We start from the raw sequence: 21,831 nt of genomic DNA, 5'->3' as shown, positions 1-21,831 counted from the left end.
CTCAGAATTGGAAGTAAAGGAACGGCGAGAAACTCTGCGCCGACAGTTTCAGGATCGATGCCACAAACAGCAGCAGCACCGCAGCGCGCATGGCGTAGCGTGGCCAGTCATCGGTCCAGTAGGCCGGTTGCACGGCGGCGTCCTGGCCGACGGTGAAACCTGGCTGGTGGATGCTGCTCGGGTTGTCACCCGGCACGGCCTTGATCAGGCTCGGGTCGGCTGGCTTGGCTTTCTCGGCAGGGCGGTTGGTGTAGAAATCGCGCAGGCCAAAGAACGCCAGCGTTGCGTAGGCCACCACCAGGGTTGCCACTTGCAGGCCGTTGAGGTTGGCGCGGTTGAGTTCCGACAGTGACCACTCGCCAAAGCTGAACATCGCGCCGTACATACGGCCGGCGACGTGCAGGTTCTCCGAGCGGAAGATCACCCAGCCCATCACCACCAGCAGGAAGGTGAAGGCCCAGCGCACCACGTTAAAGCTGCGCGGCGCGGTGTTGAGCCCGATGGCTTTTTCAATCGCCAACCACATACCGTGCCAGGCGCCCCACACGATGTAGGTGATGTTCGCACCGTGCCACAGGCCACCGAGCAGCATGGTCAGGAACAGGTTGCGGTAGGTGGTCAGCGTGCCTTTACGGTTGCCGCCCAGGGTGATGTACAGGTAATCGCGCAGCCAGGTCGACAGGCTGATGTGCCAGCGGCGCCAGAACTCGGTGATCGACTGGCTGATGTACGGCTGTTTGAAGTTTTCCATAAAGCGGAAACCCATCATCAAGCCCAAACCAATGGCCATGTCGCTGTAGCCGGAGAAGTCGAAGTACAGCTGTGCGGTGTAGGCCAGCGCGCCGAGCCAGGCGTCGCCGGTGGTGGGGTTTTGCAGGGCGAAGCAATGGTCGGCCACCACCGCCAGGGTGTCGGCGATGAAGACTTTCTTGATGAAACCCTGCATGAACCGCGTGCAGCCCTCGGAGAACTTGTCGAGGGTGTGTGTGCGGTTGTTGAACTGGTCGGCCAGGTCGCGAAAGCGCAACACGGGGCCGGCAATCAAGTGCGGGAAGATCGCCACGAACGCCGCAAAGTCGATGAGGTTGCGGGTCGCCGGGGTGTCGCCGCGGTACACGTCGATGATGTAGCTGATGGACTCGAAGATGTAGAACGAGATCCCGATCGGCAACAGCACGTGGGTGAGAATGAACGGCTCCAGGCCCGCGGACTTCATCATCACGTTGATGCTGTCGACACCGAAGTTGGCGTATTTGAAGTAGCCGAGAATGCACAGGTCGACCGCCACGCCCAACAGTAGCCAGCGTTGAGCCGGCTTGGTGCGCACGCCGGCCGCACCGACCTTGAGGCCGATCCAGTAATTCCACAGCGTGACGGCGGCGAACAGCGCCAGGAAGTCCACTCGCCACCAGGCGTAGAACACATAGCTGGCAATCAGCAGCAGCAGGTTGCGATAGCGTTGCCCGCTCAAGTAGTACAAGCCGAGGAAGATCGGCAAGAACAGAAACAGGAACACATTGGACGAGAAAACCATCCCGATCTCTCCATGTTTAACAGACAGTCAAGGGCCAACGGCCCCCCCAAACCCCCCACGATTTCGCGGGAGGGCGGTACTACATTCCTACTGACGAAACCGGCTCAAACTGTGGGAGCGGGCTTGCTCGCGAAAGCGGTGGTTCTGTAACGGATGTGTTGACTGACACTCCGCCTTCGCGAGCAAGCCCGCTCCCACACTGGGACCCAGTTTCGTCAGTTGTTTTTTCAGGAACCTTTGTTGCCTTTTTCATGCGTCGGGTCGTAGACCTTGGTCAGGTCACCGCCGAGCCGGAAGGTCTTGAACGGCTGCATCCCGTGCTTGCGCTCGAGCACATCCGGGGCGCAGGTGTAGAGGGTGCAGAAGGGCTCAAGCCAGGCAAATTTCATGTCCTCCTTGAGGTCCTTCATGTCCTGCTCTTTGCCGTTCTTCTGCGCGAAGATCTCCGGGTCTTTCACCCCGGCCAGCACTTTGTCGCCCAGGCGTTTCAACGCGCCGTTGTTTTCCTGGCGCAAGTCCACGCCGTTGACCAAGGCAAAACTGGCGATCATCGACAGCGGCGGGAGTGCGTAGTTGTGGTACGACAAAGCCCGTTGCTGACGCTTCAATTCATTCGGCAAAAAGCCCTGGTCATCGACCTGGTTGGCGCCGACCTTGTATTCCTTCACCGCCCAATCAAACAGGTCGCGACGGTTGACGGCGACGGACGTCGCCATCACCGACCACGCGGCCCAGTAGGAGTGGTTGTTGGTTTTTTCCAGCGGCAGGTTGTCCCAATCGCTGACGACCTGATCGGCCATTTTGCTGAACCAGGCTTCGATCAGCTGCGATTCCTGCTGGTGGTTGGCCAGCGGGTGCGAGTCGGAGAACTTCAGGCGTACATAGGCCGACGCCATGCTGCCCAGCGCCCACTTGCGCATGGACTTACCGGTGTGGTTGAAGTCCTTGGACATCAACGCATCCGCCTTGGCCCAGCTCGTAAGCCAGTTCAACGTACATTCCAACTGTTGCGGGCGACCGTCGCGCATGAACTGCATCACGCGCTTGCTGGTGTCTTTTTCCAGCTTGGTGATGTCGGCGGTGCTGTCGCGAAAGGCTTTTTCAGATTGCACATTCAGGGTGGCCCGGGCCTTGTCCGACCCTTCGTACTTGCTGCGAAATTGCAGCGAGCCGGTGTACGGCGCCGGCATGGCGTCGCAGTCATTTTTGAAATCGCCGGTCTTGAACGCTTCCACCGGGGCGAAATACCCCTGGGGTGGACGCAGTGGCGCGGCGGCGTTGGCTGCGCCAGCGAAGATCGCCAAGCCCAGCAACGATGGAATCAATATGTTCTGCATAGCTAACCTCATTGCGCGCTTATTCACGGCATCGAAGCAGTCTGTTGACCGCCGGCGGTGAATACGTTGCGTGTGCAAATTTTCGCGTCGACTTTCTGCGCGGCAGCACCCTTTTCTGGGCCCTGCACTTCCACGGCCAGCAAGTTCTGCGAGGCCCAGTCGTCATCGGTGCGCAGTTCAAAGGCGAAACGCCCGTCTGTATCAGATGTTTCGGGTTTCTCGATCTTGATGTCCTCGTGGCGCCCGTTCATGTACCAGAGGGTGGCTTGCAGGTTTTTCACCGACGGGTCGGCGAAGCGGATATCAACTTGATGGTTGGCGTTGCGCAGGTCTTTGTTCGAACTGTTGACCAGTAATTCGTTCTTGCCGGGTTTCAGCGTCGTGCTGGCACTCATCTGCGCGGTCTTGCCTTCGCAGCCGTTATCGAGCAGCGCCATCATCTGGCGGTAGATGGTCTCTTGGTCGAGGCGATACAGCGGCGAGAACTCCCAGATTAAAATCTTGGGCGGGTTTTTCTGGAAATCGTCGCTGCCCAAGTACTGGATCATCGAGCCTTCCAGGCCACCGCCAGGGAAGGCGACGTTGAGGATGTCGGCACCGATTTCCTGTTCGAGGAAGCCGGCGAAGTTGTAGTTCTTGCCGCTGTGGCTGGTGCCGACCAGGGTGATTTGCGGGTTACCCGAATCGCCGAACAGGTCGCCGTCACCGGCTTCGCCCTTGGGCTCGGTGGTGAACTGGTCCATGTACTGGATCGCGTAGCTGGTACCGCAGAGTTGCCCGGCCATGTTGTGCAGGGTGCCGGTTTTGCCCATGCGGCCCGAGCGCTTGGTCTCGAATTCGCGCTTGGGAATATCGGCAAACTCTGGCATTGCACGCACTTTGGCACCGACGATTTTCGCCGTGCGCTGGGCACCGTATGGGGTCCAGTGTTGGTCTCCGCGGAAGTAGAAATCGTGGGCCGGCAATTCATCCGGCAGTTGCTCGTTGGTGAGCGGCGACAAATCCGGCACCACATAACCCATCTTGGCGAAACGGCCGAGCATGGCTTTGTAGTTGCCCAGTGCCTTGTCGAAATCGAATTTGGCTTTATCGATGGGGTTGAGCTTGTTGCGGTTCACCAAGCCACGGGTCGGCTGGTACACCACCACGAGCTCTACGCCTTTGGCCTTGAACGCATCGTGCAGCTGTTGCATGCGTTTGTAGCCGGCAGGGCTGGTGTCGAATTCGGTACGCAGGTCTTCCTGGGTACGGAACAGCCAATCGCCCTGGGCTTGCACCAGGGTGGTGAAGTTCTGCTGATAACGCGTGGTGTAGTTCTTCGCGTCATGGGCCGCCGGGCACAGGCTGCAGCACGGTTCGGCGGTGAAGGTCGGGGCTTTGATTTCGTCGGCGCGTACGCCTTGGCTGGCCGCCAGCAGGCCGAGGGTCAGACCCGAGAGGCTCAGCAGTTTGATCATGTGTGGGTGCATAAGGGTCATCCTCAGTCCTGCATTTCGGTCTGGCGTTCGACAGGGTCGATCAGCACGGCTTTCTGTTGGCGTACCAACAGGTCGAGAATTTCTTCCTGCCGATCACCCAGCACGCCGTTGAAGCTGATGCCGCTGGATTTGGTCGGCGCCAGCATCGACACGCGATACAGCTCGACACTCAATGGCGAGTCGATCGACAGCGGCCCGCTGCCGTTACCGGCCAGCTCACCGCCGACCACGATCAGCGAGACCTTGGCGTCGAATGGGTCGAGGGCGATGTCGCGGTCGGTGTCGGTCAAATCCTTGATGTGGCCGTACACGCCGGTCAGGCCGTTGGCCATTGAGGTGTTTTCGTACAGGCGAATGTTCACGCTGTTACGGATGCGAATGCCGTGGCGACGGTTGGCGATCACTTTGTTGCCCCACAGCAGGTTGTCGCCGCTCTCATAGAGCGTGATGCCGTCGGTGTGGTTGCGGTAAATCTCGTTGTCGGCGACCAGGTTGTTCACGCTGTTACGGTCGATCACCAAGCCCGAGAGCTTGTTGTCGTAGCTGCGGTTGTTGAAGATGAAGCTGTCGTTCACTTCCCGGGAAATGATGATGCCGTGCTTCTTCTTGGTGCCGTAGACGGTGTTGTCGGCGATGATCAGGCCGTGGGAACGGTCGTGCGGGTCAATGCCGTAGACGATGTTGTCTTTGTAGGTGTTGCCCTTGAGTACAAAACCGGTGGTTTCGTAGCAGTAGAAGCCGTACCACATGTCCGAGAATTCGGAATCGATAATCCAACCAGTCGGCTCAGGGCGCTTGAGCACCTTGGCCATGTTCGGCGTGTACTGGGAAATACTCACCCCGTACGACTTACTGTTGGCGTAGCCGAAGCTGGCCATTTTGCTGTTGGCGACGTAGGTTTCGGTGCCGCCCCAAGCCAGCAGGAACGGGCGGAATTCCTTGGGCGACTGAAACAGCGCCGGGCCATTCGCCTTTTCATTCCAACCGGTGATTTTGGTGTCACGCACAAACAACTGGCCGTCGTTGATCAGGAACGCACCGGCTTGTTGGGACAGGCGCAGCTCTTGGGTGTTCTTGTCGATTTCCAAGATGCCTTTGCGCCCGACCACGATCGGCAGCTTGGCCAAAAACACACCCGGCGAGGTTTCGCTGAGGTACTGCTTGGGCACTTTGCCGAGCAGGTCTTTGAGGTTCATGTAGCCGTCGTCGACAAAGATCGCCTGGGGAATGCCGTGTTGGCGCACCACCCATTCGGCCATCTTGTTGTCGCCGCCGATAAAGTCCTTGAGCGCATCTTCCTGCATCATGCGGCGGATGCTGATTTTGCCCGGCGTGGTTCTGACGATCTTTTTTTCCATCGCGGCGGCGGTATAGCCCGACAGGTCCGGCAGGTCTGGCTTGGCCATTTCCAGTGGCGCGGTTGGCGGGCTGGAGATGGTGTAGGTCTTGGCCTGTTGCAGTTCTTTGGCGATGGTCGGCGCCTTCACCGCCGCACCGTCGGCAAAGGCCGAAGTGCTGGCCAGCAGCATGGCTGCGACCAGCAGGCTGACCGAGCCTTTGAGGGCTTGAGGGTTCATCGCGCAGGCTCCCATCAGAATTTCCAGATCACGTCGACAAAGGCGCGGTGCATGTACGAATCGACTCCGCTGCCATAGGCGTCACCCGGCTTGAATACACCGGCACGCAAGCGCACCAGGGCCGACGGTTCGTCGATCGACTGGCTGAGCGCGGCCGGCAGCAGGCCTTTCTTGAAGTACTTGGTGACCACCAGGTCCATCTCCTGGCCCAGGTCTTTCTTGCCGTCTTCAAGCGGCAGGGAAGTGCTGGACAGGATCGCGCCGGTCACGTCATCAGTGTTGTTCTGCACGGCATCAATGCCGTTGCTGCCCACCGGCTTGTTGCCGTCGACGCGCCAGAACTTGTGATAGACCAGGCTGGCGTCGTAGTCCTCGCGCAGTTGCCAGGAACCGAACAGGCTCATGGACTGCATGTTGTTCATCTCGCCGCGAAACGCCTCGCCGAAGCGGTGCACGCGGGACTGGGTGCCGGTGAAGTTCGAACGGTTGCTCTGCAGGCCGTTCTGCTCGTATTCGGCACTGGCGCGGGCGTAGGCCGCACCCACTTGCCATTGAGGGTCCAGACGCAAGCGGATACCCAGGTCGGTAGCCCAGCCACTGACGTCATCGCTGCGCTTGGCCTCTGTCGGACGGGTGCCGTCGGCGTTCAAGGCATTGACCGAATCGCGGTCGCCTCTCATGCCGGTGACGCTGGCCCAGTAATTGACCGTGTTGGTGTTGCGCCAGTTGTAGGCGTCGCTGTTGGCTTCGATACCGAGCCAGGTCAGGTCGCCGTTTTCGCGTTTGTCCAACGAGTCGGTGGCCACGCCCGGTTCCGGGTAGTCGAGCTTGCCGTCGTCATGGGTGTGGTGGGCGCGCAGGCCGATCCACTGGCCGGGCGTCCACTGGTAGGCGGCGTCGGCGTAGAGGTGCTGGCGGTCCTTGTCCTTGGGCGACAGCTCCTTGAGGTCGGTGCGGTATTCGCTGAAGCGTTCGGCAACGCCGACATTGGCCTTGAGCAGGGTGGTGTCGAAGGTCCAGTTCAGCGCTTCGATATTGGTGTCGCGCCATTGGCCGTCGTCATTGCGCAGGCGTTGGCGACCCAGCTTGAGCAGCTCGCCCGGGTAAGGTGTGAAACCGCTGTAGCCGACCCAGAACTCACGCATGGCCAGGTAGTTTTTCTTGGACTTGCGGTCGTTGTTGGTGGTTTGCTGATTTTCGTCATCGGCCGATTGTTGCAGAGGGTCGGTCTCGATGATGTCGCTCGACACGACCGCCTGGCCCATGGCGTAGGCGCTCCACGCGCCGCTTTCGCCGTACACCCACGGGCGCAGGTCGAGGCCGATGCCGTTGACGTCGCCGCCTTTTTGCGTGCCGAGGTCGCGGTCATCTTCGGACTGCGCCGTGGCTTTGACTTCCAGGCCGAAGTTCTTGGCTTCGGTCAATGCGGCCAGGGTCGGGCACGACCACAGCAGGGCGAAGGTTAGGCCGATGCCGGCCTTGACGAATGGGTTGAGCTTCATAGGGATTCCTCGCCGTCTTCTTCTTGCAGGGCGTGCAGTTGCAGCGTGCTCTGGGCCAGGGTGCCGCGTGTCGCCAGCTCCTGTTGCACCAGGCGTTGACCTTCGGCGCGTTGCTCTGGGGTGAGCGGGGCTTCGAGCTGCGTGGCCAAGTCATTGGCCTCTGGCGTGTCCTGGGCTTTAGCCAACTGGCTGAAGACATAGGCGTTTAATGGGTTGGGCTGGGTGCCCTTGCCTTGGGAAAACAATTGCGCGATAGCGAAGTCGGCGCTGTTCTGGCCGTTGCGCGCAGCGGTCAGCAAGTGGTCGAGGGCTTTTTGCGAGTAGACCTTACCCAGGTAGCCGCGACGGTAGATCTGGCCGAGGTAGTAATCGGCAGCCACTTCCTTGCCCACGGCTTTTTCGAAATGCGCTTCGGCCGCCTGGGCGTCCGCCGGCACCCACTTGCCTTCGTAGTAGAGCTTGCCCAGCAACAGCTCGGCGCGCGGCTGGTCGGCGGCGCGGCCGTTGTCCAGGTACTTCATCATCTGGTCGACGTCACCCAGTTCGGGGAAGTCGTAGAGCAGTTGCGCCAGGCTGACCCAGGACGCGGGGTAACCGGGGGCGATTTTTTCCAGCAGCGCTTGCGCGGTTTTCTCGTCGGTTTTACCGAGGGTCGCATCGCCCAACACACGCGCAACGCTATCAACACGCTGGGCGGTGACGGTGCCACGGCTTACGCCTGCTTCCATCTGCTTGAGCAGTTGGGCCTGTTTTTCCGGCGCGGCTTTTTTCTGGTAGACCGTGGCCAGCTCGACGTAGCAGATGTCGGTGGTGTTCAGCGCGGCCTTGCAGATGCGCTCCACATCATCCAAGTGCTGGTCGTAGGTGTCTTGGGTGCGGTACAGCAGCACCTGGGCCAGACCTGCTTGCGGATAACCGGCCGCTTGCCACTGGCTGATCTGCTGCTGGGCGTTCACGTTGGGAAAGCTGTGCGGGTATTGCAGGTAGAGCATGGCCAGCGGGATCAGGGTGTTGCCTTCGCCATTGGCAAAGGCTTTTTTCAGCAGGCCTTCGGCCTCGTGTTGCTCGGCTTCGGTGGCGCCGGGCTTGGCCACCAACAGACGACCCAGGCGGGCCTGGGCGCGCGGTGAGGTATCCGCCGCTGCACGGTAGGTGGCTTCGGCCTGTTTGATTTGCGCCGGATCGCGGGTGCCTACCTGGATGTCGGCCAGGCCCACCTGGGCCTCGCTGTAGCCCAGGTCTGCCAGTTGCTGGTAATTCTGCTGCGCGGTGACGGTGTCGCCACGCTTGAGCGCTTCATTGGCCAGGCGTTGGTCGGGCAGGCCGGCGCAACCGGCGAGGGCGATGGCCAGCGCCAGGGGCACCGGCAGGGTTCGAAGGGCGCTCATGATTAAAGACCTGCAGCCGTGGCTTTATCGATCAGCCAGTTCAGGGACGGGCCACGGTCGCTGGTCACGTCTACCGGGCGGCCGGCGTAGGTGCTGTCCAGCGGTGCATCCGGCTTGATTTGCACGCGAATGTCGGAGGCCAGGTCGGCGCCGTTCAGGCTGGTGCTGCTGACGATGGTGCCGGTGCGGATCTGTTCTTCGTCGGCGACCTGGAAGTTCACCTGCGTACCTGGGCGAACGTCGGCGAACTGGCGGTAGGTGAAGCGTGCTTCCACGTTGGCCAGGCTGCCGCGTGGCACCAGTTGGAAAATCACATCGCCCTTGCTGGCGTACTGGCCGTCGGCGACCAGTTGCTGGGCGACGATGCAATCGCATGGGGAGGTCAGGGTGCCGGTCATTTGTTTGCCGAACAGCTCTTCAACCTTGGCCGGTTGCAGTTGGTCTTCGTCCAGATGGCCCTTGAGCACATCGAGCATGCTGGTGCTGAAGGTCGCCAGTGGCGCGCCTTTGGCTGCAACCGCGTCACCTTTGAGCAGGCTTTGTACGGTGCCGTCGCGCGGCATGGTCACGTTCATGCCGGGCACGCTGACCAGGCCTGCCTGGGCATGGCTGACGAAGTACATGCCGTACACGGATTTGAAGATGAAACCGAAGGCGGCCAGGCCGACCAGGAAGATCGCCAGGCTAAAGGTTACGGCGCGCAGGCGACCGAACGCGGTCATGCCGCTGCCGCCGTCCTTGACCTTACGTGCCTTGGTGAAGTTGTCACGTTGCAGGGTCGCCAGCACGTCGCCCATGGTCACGATGTCGCCGGACAAGTGCGAGGTGATCAAGTGGCGCAGGGTGGAAATATCCTGGGCGTCGAGGTTCTGGAACTGGCAACCGGTGCGACCGGTCTGGCGGTCGTAGGAGCGAATCTGCAGCTCTACATCCATCGCCAGGCCGAGGTTATCGATCACAAATTGCAGGCGGCCTTTATGCACTTCGCCGACGGTCAACGGCTGGGTGGCGGTGAACGCCAGGCCGCCGGCGGACAAGTCGATCACGCGTGCTTCGGTCTGGCTGCGGTCGGTGTTGAAGAAGCGCAGCTTGGCCGGGATTTTGACCCGGGCATGTTGGCGCTGGGCTTCGGATTCGTGGACAACGTTGGCGTTTACTTGGCTGTTCATCAGGGCATTTCCTAGAGTTAATTCAGGCTTGGCAGGGTCAGACCATCATCAGCAACACGGCGACGAAAATGCTGCCGGCGGAGAAGGTCATGGTCCGAGACGACCAGGTGTTGAACCAACGTTGAAAGCTGGCCAAATCGCGGGTCAGTTTGGTGTCCTGGCGGGTCCAGGACTGTTGATCAAGGCGGAAGAACACGTAGATCTTCACCAGCGCGCCCATGATCTGGTTGTAATAGAGAATCACCGGGTAAGCCGGTCCGATCTTGTGGCCGGAGCACGACAGCAACAGGGTCAGGATCAGGCGCGTGATGCCGATCCACAGCAGGTACGCGAGGATGAATGCGCCGCCGTATTTGAAGGTGGCGATGAAGGCCACGGTCAGGCCGAGCAGGGAGGTCCACATCGACACGCGCTGATCGAACAGCACCACGCTGGTGAACAGGCCGAGCCGGCGCACACCCAGGCCCAGGGCGCGTGAGTTCTGGCGCAGGTTGTTGCCGTACCAGCGGAACATCAGCTTGCGGCTGGCCTTGATAAAGCTCTTTTCCGGCGGGTGTTCCACGGTGTTGATCGCGGCGTCCGGCACGTAGAAGGTGTCGTAGCCCAAGCGCATCAGGCTGAACCAGCTGGATTTGTCGTCGCCGGTGAGGAACTTGAAGCGGCCCAGGCGCCAGTGTTGCAGCGAGTCGCTTTCCACGTCGGCGATAAAGCCCGGGTCGGTGACCACGCTGGCACGGAATACCGACATGCGCCCGGTCATGGTCAGCACGCGCTTGGACAGGGCCATGGAGCACATGTTGATGTGACGCTGGGCGAAGCGCAGCTTGTGCCATTCGCTCATGATGTAGCCGCCGCGCACTTCGCAGAACTCGTTGGTGGTCAGGCCGCCGACATTGCCGAACAGCTGGAACCACGGCACGGTTTTGCGCACCACGCCTTCGGCGAGCACGGTGTCGCCATCGATCACCGCAACCACGGCACGGTCATCCGGCAGGTGGCGGGAGATGGCGCGGAAACCAAAAGCCAGGCCGTCGCGTTTGCCGGTGCCGGCGATGCGCACGAAGTCGAGCTTCACGTGCTCTGGAGGGTTCATCTTCTCCCAAAGGCTCTTGACCAGCAGCTCATCGGACATTTCCACCAGCGAGCAGACCACGGTGGTGGGGAAGCCGCATTCGATGGCCTCGCGGATCACGGAGCTGTAGACCTGCGCGGTGGTCAGCGCATCGATACGAAAACTGGTGACCATCAGGAACACATGGGAGGGGTCCGCCGACGTGCCCAGCTTGCGTACTTTACGGCGCAGGTGCGGGTAGACCACGTACAGGAACAGCATGCCGCGAAAGAAATGCGTAGCACCCATTGAGTAGCGCCAGATGCCGACGGCGCCAATCAGGAAAATAAAGTTTTTCGACTCGGAGTCGAACGTACTCGCCGGTAACAGCAGGGCGAGTCCCATCAGCAGGCTCAGAAAGAACAGCCAGCCGGCGGATTGGAGGAGTACGTGTTTTAACTTGGACATAAGCGTCATCCGAAGGTGAAGAAGGCTCCAGGCTGCATGCGCTGGGGATGGGTACGCCTGCAGCCTGGAACTTGCCGTTGCTGTTACCAGCAAATGCCTTCGGTACGGCCGGTCACACTGGTGGCCTTGGACATGAAGCCCACCAGGTCGACCACTTGCTTGCCGTGCGGGGCGTTATGCGCCAGGGCACGGAATTTCTCATCACGGTTGCCGAGGATGATCACATCGGAGTTGTTGATCACGTCATCGAAGTCCGAGTTGAGCAGCGACGACACATGCGGGATCTTGCCCTCGATGTAGTCTTTGTTGGCGCCGTGAACACGGGCGTATTCGACGTTGCTGTCGTAGATGCTCAGGTCGTAACCCTTGCCGATCAGCATTTCTGCCAGCTCTACCAACGGGCTTTCACGCAGGTCATCGGTACCGGCCTTGAAGCTCAGGCCCAGCAGGGCGACTTTGCGCTTGTCATGGCTTTCCACGATGTCGAAGGCGTTCTGCACCTGGGACTCGTTGCTGCGCATCAGCGAGTTGAGCAGCGGCGCTTCCACGTCCAGGGAGCTGGCGCGGTAGGTCAGGGCACGCACGTCTTTTGGCAGGCACGAGCCGCCGAACGCGAAGCCTGGGCGCATGTAGTACTGGGACAGGTTGAGGGTCTTGTCCTGGCACACTACTTCCATCACTTCGCGACCATCGACGCCGACGGCCTTGGCGATGTTGCCGATCTCGTTGGCGAACGTCACCTTGGTGGCGTGCCACACGTTGCAGGTGTACTTGATCATTTCGGCAACGGCGATGTCCTTGCGGATGATCGGTGCGTCGAGTTCTTCGTACAGCGACTGCAAGACATCACCGGAGGCTTTGTCGAATTCGCCGATGACGGTCATCGGTGGCAGGTCGTAGTCGGCGATGGCGGTGGATTCACGCAGGAATTCCGGGTTGACCGCAACGCCGAAGTCGACGCCGGCTTTCTTGCCGGAGCAGTCTTCGAGGATCGGGATCACCACATTGGCGACGGTGCCCGGCAACACGGTGCTGCGCACTACGATGGTGTGGCGGGTGGTTTTTTCACGCAGGACAAAACCGATCTCGCGGCATACCGCTTCGATGTAGTTGAGTTCCAGGTCGCCGTTTTTCTTGCTCGGCGTGCCGACGCAGATCATCGACAGGTCGGTATCGCGGATGGCTTCGGCGAAGTTGGTCGTGCCGCGCAGTCGACCCGTCTCGATGCCCTGGCTCAACAGTTCACCCAGACCCGGCTCAACGATTGGCGATTTGCCTGCATTGATCAGGTCAATCTTTTCTTTGGAGATATCTACGCCGACCACTTCGTGGCCGCGGGCAGACAGGCAACCGGCACAGACTGCGCCAACGTAACCGAGACCAAATATGCTGATGCGCATCGCATTTACCTCATTGTCATTGAAGACGATATTAATCATGCCAATTAGATGGCTGGAGTTCATGTTTGCAAGCGTCACTGATGCCACGAAAGTTAGGCGAATAGACGCCGACTTGCCGCGTAAAGGCATGTTAAATAACGAGTGACTAACTCGTGCACTCAAGGTGTGCGAAACGTGACCTTGTTATTGGAACTTGCCCTGAAATGCAGCCGGCCTTCGTCGCAGAAGAGCCTGGCGCCAGTGCCGCAGGGCGTTGATAGAGGCAATTAGCCTTTAAATATCAATGCCTTGGGTTGTCTCACTGACCCATTAGGGCACGCTGAGCCTTGGCCTTATAGTAGGTGGCAATGCATCCTTGTCGCCGCTCTTAACTAATCGGTTGGTAATATGACCACGCAGTCAAAGTTAATATGACAACTTTGCTACTTCCGTTGGTCCGTCATGTAAGTCATCTCTTACAGCAACAGAGCATTTCGTTACCGGTGGTATGAGCAGTGCTTTGGAGTGAAGTTCCTGTCCACTCATCCTGTTTCCGGAAATTTCTTGAAATATTAGAAAAGATGGCACTGGTACTACCGTGATAGCACTTGCTATTTGGGCCAGTAGTTATAGGGAGTTGGCGCGATGGGATAGTTTTGTGCCACTACCGTTTAAAAAAAGTGGTGCCACTACGAAAAAAATTCTGAAATGTCGAGTGAAAGATTCGTTAGGAATGCGACAGGATGTTTTTTGACGTCAAATAAATGGCGATCATTGGCTTGGAATACAGATAAAAATGTGGGAGCAGGCAAGCCAGCTCCCACATTGGTTTTTAGCGTTGGTGAGGACAGTGCAGGGCCTTACTCTGGTGCGTGATCGCGCAGGAACACCAGGTTATCCGGCTTGGACTGCTCGGCATTGAAGCGATAACCTTGCACATCGAACTGCTTGAGCTTGGCCGGATCGTTGATGCGCTCTTCGATCACAAAGCGGCTCATCATGCCTCGGGCCTTTTTTGCGTAGAAGCTGATGATCTTGTACTGGCCGTTCTTCAGGTCCTTGAACTCGGTGTTGATGATGCGTGCGTTCAACGCCGTGCGTTTGACCGCCGAGAAGTACTCGTTGGACGCCAGGTTGAGCAGCACGTCATCGCCTTGCTCGGCGAGGGCTTCGTTGAGCCACTCGCTGATGCGGGTGCCCCAGAAGGCGTAGAGGTCCTTGCCACGGGCATTGGGCAGTTTGGTGCCCATCTCGAGGCGGTACGGCATCATCAGGTCCAGCGGGCGCAGCAGGCCGTACAGGCCCGAGAGCATGCGCAGGTGGTCCTGTGCGTAGCTGAAATCGGCATCGCTGAAGGTTTCGGCGTTGAGGCCGGTGTAGACGTCACCCTTGAAGGCCAGCAGGGCCTGCTTGGCGTTCTCCGGTGTGAAAGGGGGGGACCAGCTGCCGAAGCGGGCGGCGTTGAGGCCGCCGATCTTGTCGGAGACGTGCATCAATTCGCTGATGTGCGCCGGGCTCAGTTCACGCAATTGTTCGATCAACTCCTGGGAGTGGTCGAGGTATTGCGGCTGGGTGAAGCGCGGAGTTACCGGCTTGGACTCGAAGTCGAGGGTTTTGGCGGGGGAAATCACCATCAGCATGAAGTTGGCTCCTGTAATCGTGGGGGGATTCTAGGGGGTCATGCGGTTTGACTCCACCTATGATGGTGATAGATAGCTGTGGTTTTTGTGGGTATATCCGTTATTTAGGTAACGGCCGCCTATGGTTCCGCTCTTACAGCGGGTTACTTTTTGGGCTCTTTTCCAAAAGTGACCCGCTGTAAGAGCGGAACCTATATCAGCCATCACCCAAATAACGGATACACACACCACCCAATATCAGCCATACCCCAAACACCAGATATACCCACCAACCCAATAGCCCCAAGCAGACGATCAGCTATAGTGCCCGACAACTCTAGAGAGGGAGCCCTTAGGTGCGAATCGCGCTTTTATTATCAGCTTGCCTGTTATGCCTGAACGCCAACGCGGCGCCGGTTGACGTAGCCAGCTTGGACCGCACCACCTGGCCGGAAAAACTCAGCAGCCCCGCGCTGTTCGACGTCGCCTCACGCGCCGAAATCCTGATGTTCGCCCACAGCTTGATCGCCAGCGAAGCCCAGGACGAAGCCGCGCTCAAACAACGCCTGGGCCTGAAGATCATCAACCTGGCGGCCATCGACGACCTGCGCCGCCAGCTGTGGCAGCGCTTGCTGGAAAACTACACCTTCGCCCAGCAAAGCTGCGAAGAAGACGCCTCCTTCTGCTACTTGGTCGAAAACATGGACGACCTGCGCGAGCAAGCCGGCAAATTCCAGGTCAGCGACAATTCCTTCTATATAGGCTGGGCCGGTCCCAGCCATACCTTCCACGAACGCTACCTGGACGAACTGCTGCGCAAAGCCGCACTGTTCCCGCAAATCAGCAGTGAAGTGCTGCGTTTTGGCGACCACGAACGCAATGGCGACGAATTCAACGACCGGCTGTTCCTGCTGACGTTCGACGGCGGCCCCGCGCCGGTCAGTGGCAATACCGATTGGCTCACCGACTACCTGCGCAAGCAAAAGATGAACGCCACTTTCTTTGCCCTCGGCAGCAGCCTGCAAACCCGGGTGGAGCGCAGTTCTGCCGCCGATGTGCAGGCGCTGTACCAAGGCCAGTGCGTGGGCACCCAAGGCTGGCAATACCGTTCCCACAGCCATTGGGTCGACTGGCAAAGCTCGATCACCCGCAGTGCCGCGCTGGCGCAGAACCTGATGCCGGAAAACTACCTGCCGTTGTTTCGCCCGCCCTACGGCCAGCGTCGCGCCGACAGCCAGGGCTTCTTCCAGTCGCAAGGTTTGCAGGTAGCGCTATGGGACATCGACTCCCAGGACGAGCCCGGCAAACTCAAGGCTGATGAGTCGGCGCAGCGAGTGCTGACACTGATGCTGCTGTGGCGCAAAGGCGTGATTGTGTTTCACGACACCCAAGACAAGGCGCGGGTCGCATTACCGATGTTGCTGCAGGCAACGGCGCAAAGTGGGCTGGGTTGGCAGGACTGCCGGGAGGCGTTTCGCTGAAAAAAGCGCAAATGCCCGGCCCTGTTGGGGATGAGGCGTTTTTGGGGTGATTTTGTGCGACATTTCGATGCAGGCGGACTTCCGACTTTAACGGGGTGCCTGGCACTCGGCTAGTGCTATTCGTCATCCTGAAAAATAAACTTCAAAAAAACGTCAAAGTGCTTTTTCCTGTCATGGTTTTTGCGGTATTACGAAGGCAGATCGCCGAAACCTGCAACACAGGTGGCGTCTTCCAAGACTCCTCATGTGGGCACTGCACTTGACGTCACTGCGGTGCAGTCGGTGGTCGAATCGAGGCGCAGCACTGTTGTGGTATTGCGTCGACTGGCTCCCACAAAGGTGACCGAGTATGGATGATCATGGACGTAACCCTTCTTCCGACCAGCCAATCCTTTATGTGCTTGATACCAACGTATTGATTCACGATCCAAACGCACTGCTTAACTTTGAAGAACACCACGTCGCCATCCCGATGATCGTGCTTGAGGAGCTCGACAAACTCAAAAGCGGTCACCACAGCGTTGCCGCCGAATGCCGTCAGGCCATCCGCCTGATCGACAAGACGTTGGGCGAAGCGTCGCCTGAGGACGTTGAAGTCGGCGTGCCGATCCAGCGCGGCAAAAGCGGGCCCAAGGGCTTGCTGTCGATTCTGATGAATAAGCGCAGCGAGCCCAACAGCCTGCTGCCGGAAAATCTGAACGACAACAAAATCATCAACCAATTGATCGACCTGCACGCGCGCGACAAGGACCTGCGCCTGGTGCTGGTGACCAAAGACATCAACATGCGCCTCAAGGCACGAGCGTGTGGGATCGCTGCCGAGGACTACAGTACCGACCAACTGGTCGACGACGTGTCGATGCTGTCGCGGGGTTATCACACCGTGACCGGTTCCTTCTGGGACCTCGTCAGCAAGGTCGAAACCCGTCAGGACCATGGCCGCACCTGGCATCAGGTACAACTGATCGACAACCTGCCGGCCGTGCACATCAATGAATTCATCATCGACGAACAGGGTTTTGTGGGCTGGATCAAAGAGATCCAGGTCGACAAATTGCTGATCCTCGACCTGCATCAGGAACCCCTGTTGCACCAGGAAGCCTGGGGCCTGAAACCGCGTGACATCTATCAGAGCCTGGCGCTGTACGCGCTGCTGGATCCGGACATTCACCTGGTCAACCTGACCGGCGCCGCAGGCTCAGGGAAAACCATCCTCGCCCTGGCTGCCGCGATCGAACAGACCATGGTGACCAAGCGCTATCGCCGCATCATCGCCACCCGCAGCGTGCAGGGCCTGGACCAGGAGATCGGCTTTCTGCCCGGCACCGAAGCGGAAAAAATGGAGCCGTGGCTGGGCGCGATCACCGACAACCTCGAAGCCTTGCATATGGATGACGAAAACACCCATGGCAGCGTCGATTACATCCTCAGCAAAGTGCCGTTGCAGTTCAAATCCCTCAACTACATCCGAGGTCGCAGCTTCCAGCAAAGCCTGATTTTGATCGATGAATGCCAGAACCTCACGCCGCACCAGATGAAAACCATCATCACCCGTGCCGGCGCCGGTTCCAAAGTGGTGTGCCTGGGCAACCTGGCACAGATCGACACCCCTTACCTGTCCGCGACCAGCTCCGGGCTGACTTACCTGACGGAACGCTTCAAAGACTTCCCCAACGGCGTGCATATCGCGCTGCAAGGGGTGCCTCGTTCGATTCTGGCCGAGTACGCCGAGTCGCATTTGTAAACACACCCATGTCGTAGTTGGTGGCTAAATGCCACAAAACACCCCGAATTTCTCGCGAAGTTCGGGGTTTTTGTTGTGCGCGACATTTGTCTTCGTTAATGCGCCGTGAGTGCTTGTGGGGTTTGTAATTATTTTGTTACATTTTTTCGCGCCGCAAAAACAACAAGACCGCTGCGTGACCCCGTCGAAAAACCACCTGATTGATTCGACGATGTTTTAAAAACCCTATGGGTTTTTCGCGTGACCCTGCCTATTACAAAAAGCCCGATACATCGCTCATTGACGACGCACATATCCAAAGGGAAAGGAATAATGGACGTAGCAGGTAATGGCTTCACTTTGTCTCAAAAAAGCAAGCGCGCGACAGGTTTCAAATCGATACCCCTCACGCCCATCGCACTCGGGCTGGCTTTATGGCTGAGCCAGGGGCCCATGGCGATGGCCGATGACGCCAGCCCCTACACCTCTCAAGTGCTGGAGTCGGCGTTCAGGAAAGCCGTTGCGTCGTTTGGTCCTGACACCGACGTGTATAAAAACCTGCGGTTTGCCTACGCCGACATCGTCGACCTCGCCGCCAAGGACTTTGCCGCCCAATCGGACAAGTTTGATTCAGCCCTCAAGCAAAACTACGAGCTGCAACCGGAAAACCTCACCATCGGCGCCATGCTTGGCGATACCAAACGGCCGCTGGACTATGCCTCGCGGCTGGATTACTACCGCAGCCGGCTCTTCAGCAACAACGGCCGCTACACCACTAATATTCTCGACTTCTCCAAAGCCATCATCGCCAACCTGCCGGCTGCCAAGCCCTACACCTACGTAGAACCGGGCATCAGCAGCAACCTCAACGGGCAACTGAACGCCGGCCAGTCCTGGGCCGCCGCCACCCGTGACTGGAGCGCCAACGCGCAAACCTGGAAAACCCCCGAAGCCCAGGTTAACTCGGGCCTTGACCGCACCAACGCCTATTACGCCTATGCCTTGGGCATGACCGGCAAGGGCGTGAACGTCGGCGTGCTGGACTCGGGCATCCTCACCGAACACTTCGAGTTCCAGGGCAAAAATGCCCAGGGCCAGGATCGCGTGCAGGCCGTGACGTCTACCGGCGAGTACTACGCCACTCATCCGCGCTATATCCATGACACCCCGGATGGCGAGTTTCAAAAGGGCGAGCACTTCAGTATTTCCGGTGAGTACGACCCGACGATCAACGACGGTCACGGCACCGAGATGTCTGGTGTATTGGGCGCCAGCCGCAACGGCACCGGCATGCACGGCATTGCCTTCGACGCGAATATCTTCGTCGCCAATACCGGCGGCACCGATGACAACCGTTTCCAAGGCTCCAATGACCTTGACTACAACGCGTTCATGGCCAGCTACAACGCGCTGGCCGCGAAGAACGTGTCGATCGTTAACCAGAGCTGGGGGCAAAACTCGCGCAACGACGTGGAGAACCACTTCGGCAATGTGGGCGACAGCGCGGCCGATAACCTGCGCGACATGAGCGCCGCTTATCGCCCGTTCTGGGACAAGGCCCACGCCGGGCAGAAAACCTGGATGGACGCGATGGCCGATGCCGCGCGGCAAAACACCTTTATCCAGATTATTTCGGCGGGCAACGACAGCCACGGTGCCAACCCGGACACCAACGCCAACCTGCCGTTTTTCAAACCTGATATCGAAAGCAAGTTCCTTTCAATCACCGGCTATGACGAGACCAGTGCGCAGGTGTACAACCGCTGCGGCACCTCGAAGTGGTGGTGTGTGATGGGCGTTTCGGGTATTCCGTCCACTGGGCCCGAAGGGGAAATTATCCCCAATGCCAATGGCACATCCGCTGCCGCACCGAGTGTCTCCGGGGCTTTGGCCCTGGTGATTCAGCGTTTCCCATACATGACGGCCAGCCAGGCCCGCGATGTGTTGCTCACCACCTCCAGCCTGCAAGCGCCGGATGGGCCGGACACGCCGGTGGGCACCCTGACCGGTGGCCGCACCTACGACAACCTGCAACCGGTGCACGATGCCGCGCCGGGCACGCCGCAAGTGCCGGGTGTGGTCAGTGGCTGGGGTTTGCCCAATTTGCAAAAGGCCATGCAAGGCCCAGGTCAGTTCCTCGGCTCAGTGGCCGTTGCCTTGCCCTCCGGCACTCGCGACATCTGGGCCAACCCGATTTCCGACGAGGCCATTCGCGCCCGCCGTGTAGAGGACGCCACCGAGCAGGCCACCTGGGCGGCCACCCAGCAGCAAAAAGGCTGGCTGAACGGCTTGCCGGCCAATGCTTCGGCGGATGATCAGTTTGAATACGACATCGGCCACGCCCGGGAACAGGCGACGCTGGCACGCGGCAAGGATTTGCTCACCGGCACCACCTACGTCGGCAGCCTGGCCAAGTCCGGCGACGGCGAACTGGCGCTGGAAGGCCAGAATACCTACTCGGGCAGCACTTGGGTGCGCGGCGGCAAGCTGTCGGTAGATGGTTCGCTGACCTCTGCCGTGACCGTGGATGGCAGCGCCGTAGGCACACGCAATGCCGACAACGGCGTGATGACCACGCTGGGCGGCACGCTGGCCGGCAACGGCATGGTGGGTGCGTTGACGGTCAACACCGGTGGCCGCGTGGCACCGGGGCACTCGATCGGCACTCTGCACACCGGCGACGTGACCTTCAACCCGGGCTCGGTGTATGCCGTGGAAGTTGGCCCCAACGGGCAAAGCGACCAGATCCAGAGCAGCGGTGTCGCCACCCTCAACGGCGGTGTAGTGACCGTTTCCCTGGAAAACAGCCCCAACCTGTTGTCCGCCACTGAAGCCCGTAGCTTGCTGGGTCAGCCGTTCAATATCCTCAGCGCCAGCCAGGGCATCAATGGGCAGTTTACGGCGATCACGCCCAACTACCTGTTTATCGGCGCCCAACTGAACTACCAGCCGAATCAACTGAGCCTGGCGGTGGAGCGCAACCAGACGACCTTTGCCAGCATTGCGCAAACCCGCAACGAACGTGCCGTGGCGACGGCCGCCGAGGCGTTAGGCAGCGGCAGCCCGGTGTATGAAAGCCTTCTGGCGTCGGACTCGGCCGTCCAGGCGCGGGAGGCGTTCAAGCAACTCTCGGGGCAATTGCACTCGGACGTGGCGGCGGCGCAAATGGCTGACAGTCGCTACATCCGTGAAGCGGTCAACAGCCGCCTGCAACAGGCACAGGCGCTGGATTCCAGCGCGCAAATCGAGACCCGTGACAACGGTGGTTGGGTGCAGTTACTGGGCGGTCGCAATAACGTCAGTGGTGACAACAACGCCAGCGGTTATTCCTCGTCCACCAGCGGTGTGCTGCTGGGCCTGGACACCGAGGTCGGCGTCGGTTGGCGTGTGGGCGCAGCGACCGGCTACACCCAGAGCCATCTCAACGGTGACGCCTCGGCCTCGGCAGACAGCGATAACTATCATCTGTCGGTCTACGGCGGTAAGCGCTTCGACGCAATTGCGCTGCGCCTGGGAGGCGCCACCACCTGGCACCGTCTGGACACCGCGCGGCGCGTGGCTTACGCCAACCAGTCTGACTACGACAAAGCCGACTACAACGCGCGCACGGATCAAGTGTTTGCCGAGATCGGTTACACCCAATGGAAGCTGTTTGAACCCTTCGCCAACCTCACGTACCTGAACTACCAGAGCGATTCGTTTAAAGAGAAAGGCGGCGCCGCCGCCTTGCATGCCAGCAAGCAAAGCCAGGACGCCACGCTCTCGACCTTGGGCTTGCGCGCGCATACCCAAGTGCCGGTCAGCTCGACCTCGGCGGTCACGTTGCGCGGTGAGCTGGGCTGGGAGCATCAGTTTGGCGACACCGATCGTGACGCTTCGCTGAAGTTCGCCGGTAGCGACACCGCCTTTACCGTCAACAGCGTGCCCGTGGCGCGTGACGGTGCGGTGATCAAGGCCAGCGCGGAAATGGCCTTGACCCAGGATACGCTGGTGTCCTTGAGCTACAGCGGTTTGCTGTCCAATCGCGGTAATAACAATGGGATCAATGCTGGATTTACGTTCCGCTTCTAATCCCGGGCTGCTGTTCCTAAAGGGGCGCACTGCGCCCCTTTACTCATGGGATAA

13 protein-coding genes are annotated in these 21,831 nt (G+C 59.5%); 3 read left to right on the top strand and 10 right to left on the bottom strand.

Going from position 1 to position 21,831, the window contains the following annotated elements; all coding sequences use genetic code 11:
* Position 1: 1 nt before the first annotated feature.
* The 10 genes from E0F99_RS03715 to yaaA form a co-directional block, all read right to left on the bottom strand.
* The gene (locus tag E0F99_RS03715; protein ID WP_083360049.1) at positions 2-1,534 is read right to left on the bottom strand and encodes an MBOAT family O-acyltransferase; all 1,533 of its coding nucleotides are present in this window, start codon (positions 1,532-1,534) and stop codon (positions 2-4) included.
* Positions 1,535-1,761: 227 nt separating this feature from the next.
* Complete coding sequence (locus tag E0F99_RS03710) at positions 1,762-2,871, bottom strand: mannuronate-specific alginate lyase (RefSeq protein ID WP_173667129.1); 1,110 nt, start codon at positions 2,869-2,871, stop codon at positions 1,762-1,764.
* 23 nt (positions 2,872-2,894) lie between these two features.
* Positions 2,895-4,340, bottom strand: a complete 1,446-nt coding sequence (locus tag E0F99_RS03705; RefSeq protein ID WP_083360496.1) for an alginate O-acetyltransferase — start codon at positions 4,338-4,340, stop codon at positions 2,895-2,897.
* 11 nt (positions 4,341-4,351) lie between these two features.
* Positions 4,352-5,941, bottom strand: a complete 1,590-nt coding sequence (algG, locus tag E0F99_RS03700; protein WP_083360047.1) for a mannuronan 5-epimerase AlgG — start codon at positions 5,939-5,941, stop codon at positions 4,352-4,354.
* Positions 5,941-7,428, bottom strand: coding sequence for an alginate export family protein (locus E0F99_RS03695; protein WP_083360046.1), 1,488 nt, complete (start codon positions 7,426-7,428; stop codon positions 5,941-5,943). Before E0F99_RS03695 ends, algG begins: the two co-directional genes overlap by 1 nt.
* Positions 7,425-8,816, bottom strand: a complete 1,392-nt coding sequence (gene algK, locus E0F99_RS03690) for an alginate biosynthesis TPR repeat lipoprotein AlgK (protein WP_083360045.1) — start codon at positions 8,814-8,816, stop codon at positions 7,425-7,427. Before algK ends, E0F99_RS03695 begins: the two co-directional genes overlap by 4 nt.
* A gap of 2 nt (positions 8,817-8,818) precedes the next feature.
* Positions 8,819-9,985, bottom strand: a complete 1,167-nt coding sequence (locus E0F99_RS03685; protein WP_083360044.1) for an alginate biosynthesis protein Alg44 — start codon at positions 9,983-9,985, stop codon at positions 8,819-8,821.
* 37 nt (positions 9,986-10,022) lie between these two features.
* The gene (gene alg8, locus E0F99_RS03675; RefSeq protein WP_083360043.1) at positions 10,023-11,504 is read right to left on the bottom strand and encodes a mannuronan synthase; all 1,482 of its coding nucleotides are present in this window, start codon (positions 11,502-11,504) and stop codon (positions 10,023-10,025) included.
* Positions 11,505-11,587: 83 nt separating this feature from the next.
* The gene (locus E0F99_RS03670; RefSeq protein WP_083360495.1) at positions 11,588-12,904 is read right to left on the bottom strand and encodes a nucleotide sugar dehydrogenase; all 1,317 of its coding nucleotides are present in this window, start codon (positions 12,902-12,904) and stop codon (positions 11,588-11,590) included.
* 839 nt (positions 12,905-13,743) lie between these two features.
* A complete protein-coding gene (gene yaaA, locus E0F99_RS03665; RefSeq protein ID WP_130908707.1) occupies positions 13,744-14,523 on the bottom strand; it encodes a peroxide stress protein YaaA in 780 nt (259 codons plus the stop codon).
* Positions 14,524-14,858: 335 nt separating this feature from the next.
* On the opposite strand from yaaA, the gene E0F99_RS03660 reads away from it, so the two are divergent.
* From E0F99_RS03660 to E0F99_RS03650, 3 genes are all read left to right on the top strand, one after another.
* Positions 14,859-15,983 carry a polysaccharide deacetylase family protein gene (locus E0F99_RS03660; RefSeq protein ID WP_083360042.1) on the top strand — a complete coding sequence of 375 codons (1,125 nt, stop codon included), beginning with the start codon at positions 14,859-14,861 and terminating at the stop codon, positions 15,981-15,983.
* Positions 15,984-16,332: 349 nt separating this feature from the next.
* The gene (locus E0F99_RS03655; protein ID WP_048723779.1) at positions 16,333-17,727 is read left to right on the top strand and encodes a PhoH family protein; all 1,395 of its coding nucleotides are present in this window, start codon (positions 16,333-16,335) and stop codon (positions 17,725-17,727) included.
* A gap of 312 nt (positions 17,728-18,039) precedes the next feature.
* A complete protein-coding gene (locus tag E0F99_RS03650) occupies positions 18,040-21,777 on the top strand; it encodes an autotransporter domain-containing protein (RefSeq protein WP_083360041.1) in 3,738 nt (1,245 codons plus the stop codon).
* The last annotated feature ends 54 nt before the right edge of the window (positions 21,778-21,831 follow it).

Source organism: Pseudomonas antarctica, from assembly GCF_900624995.1.
GTDB lineage: Bacteria > Pseudomonadota > Gammaproteobacteria > Pseudomonadales > Pseudomonadaceae > Aquipseudomonas > Aquipseudomonas antarctica.
This window is presented reverse-complemented; position numbering and strand designations above follow the sequence as displayed.

Excerpts from the sequence above, each read along its gene's own strand:
- E0F99_RS03670 (WP_083360495.1), bottom strand. The coding sequence starts at position 12,904 with ATGCGCATCAGCATATTTGGTCTCGGTTACGTTGGCGCAGTCTGTGCC.
- E0F99_RS03695 (WP_083360046.1), bottom strand. The coding sequence starts at position 7,428 with ATGAAGCTCAACCCATTCGTCAAGGCCGGCATCGGCCTAACCTTCGCC.
- E0F99_RS03715 (WP_083360049.1), bottom strand. The coding sequence starts at position 1,534 with ATGGTTTTCTCGTCCAATGTGTTCCTGTTTCTGTTCTTGCCGATCTTC.
- E0F99_RS03650 (WP_083360041.1), top strand. The coding sequence starts at position 18,040 with ATGGACGTAGCAGGTAATGGCTTCACTTTGTCTCAAAAAAGCAAGCGC.
- algG (WP_083360047.1), bottom strand. The coding sequence starts at position 5,941 with ATGGGAGCCTGCGCGATGAACCCTCAAGCCCTCAAAGGCTCGGTCAGC.
- E0F99_RS03710 (WP_173667129.1), bottom strand. The coding sequence starts at position 2,871 with ATGCAGAACATATTGATTCCATCGTTGCTGGGCTTGGCGATCTTCGCT.
- E0F99_RS03685 (WP_083360044.1), bottom strand. The coding sequence starts at position 9,985 with ATGAACAGCCAAGTAAACGCCAACGTTGTCCACGAATCCGAAGCCCAG.
- E0F99_RS03705 (WP_083360496.1), bottom strand. The coding sequence starts at position 4,340 with ATGCACCCACACATGATCAAACTGCTGAGCCTCTCGGGTCTGACCCTC.
- algK (WP_083360045.1), bottom strand. The coding sequence starts at position 8,816 with ATGAGCGCCCTTCGAACCCTGCCGGTGCCCCTGGCGCTGGCCATCGCC.
- yaaA (WP_130908707.1), bottom strand. The coding sequence starts at position 14,523 with ATGCTGATGGTGATTTCCCCCGCCAAAACCCTCGACTTCGAGTCCAAG.
- E0F99_RS03655 (WP_048723779.1), top strand. The coding sequence starts at position 16,333 with ATGGATGATCATGGACGTAACCCTTCTTCCGACCAGCCAATCCTTTAT.
- alg8 (WP_083360043.1), bottom strand. The coding sequence starts at position 11,504 with ATGTCCAAGTTAAAACACGTACTCCTCCAATCCGCCGGCTGGCTGTTC.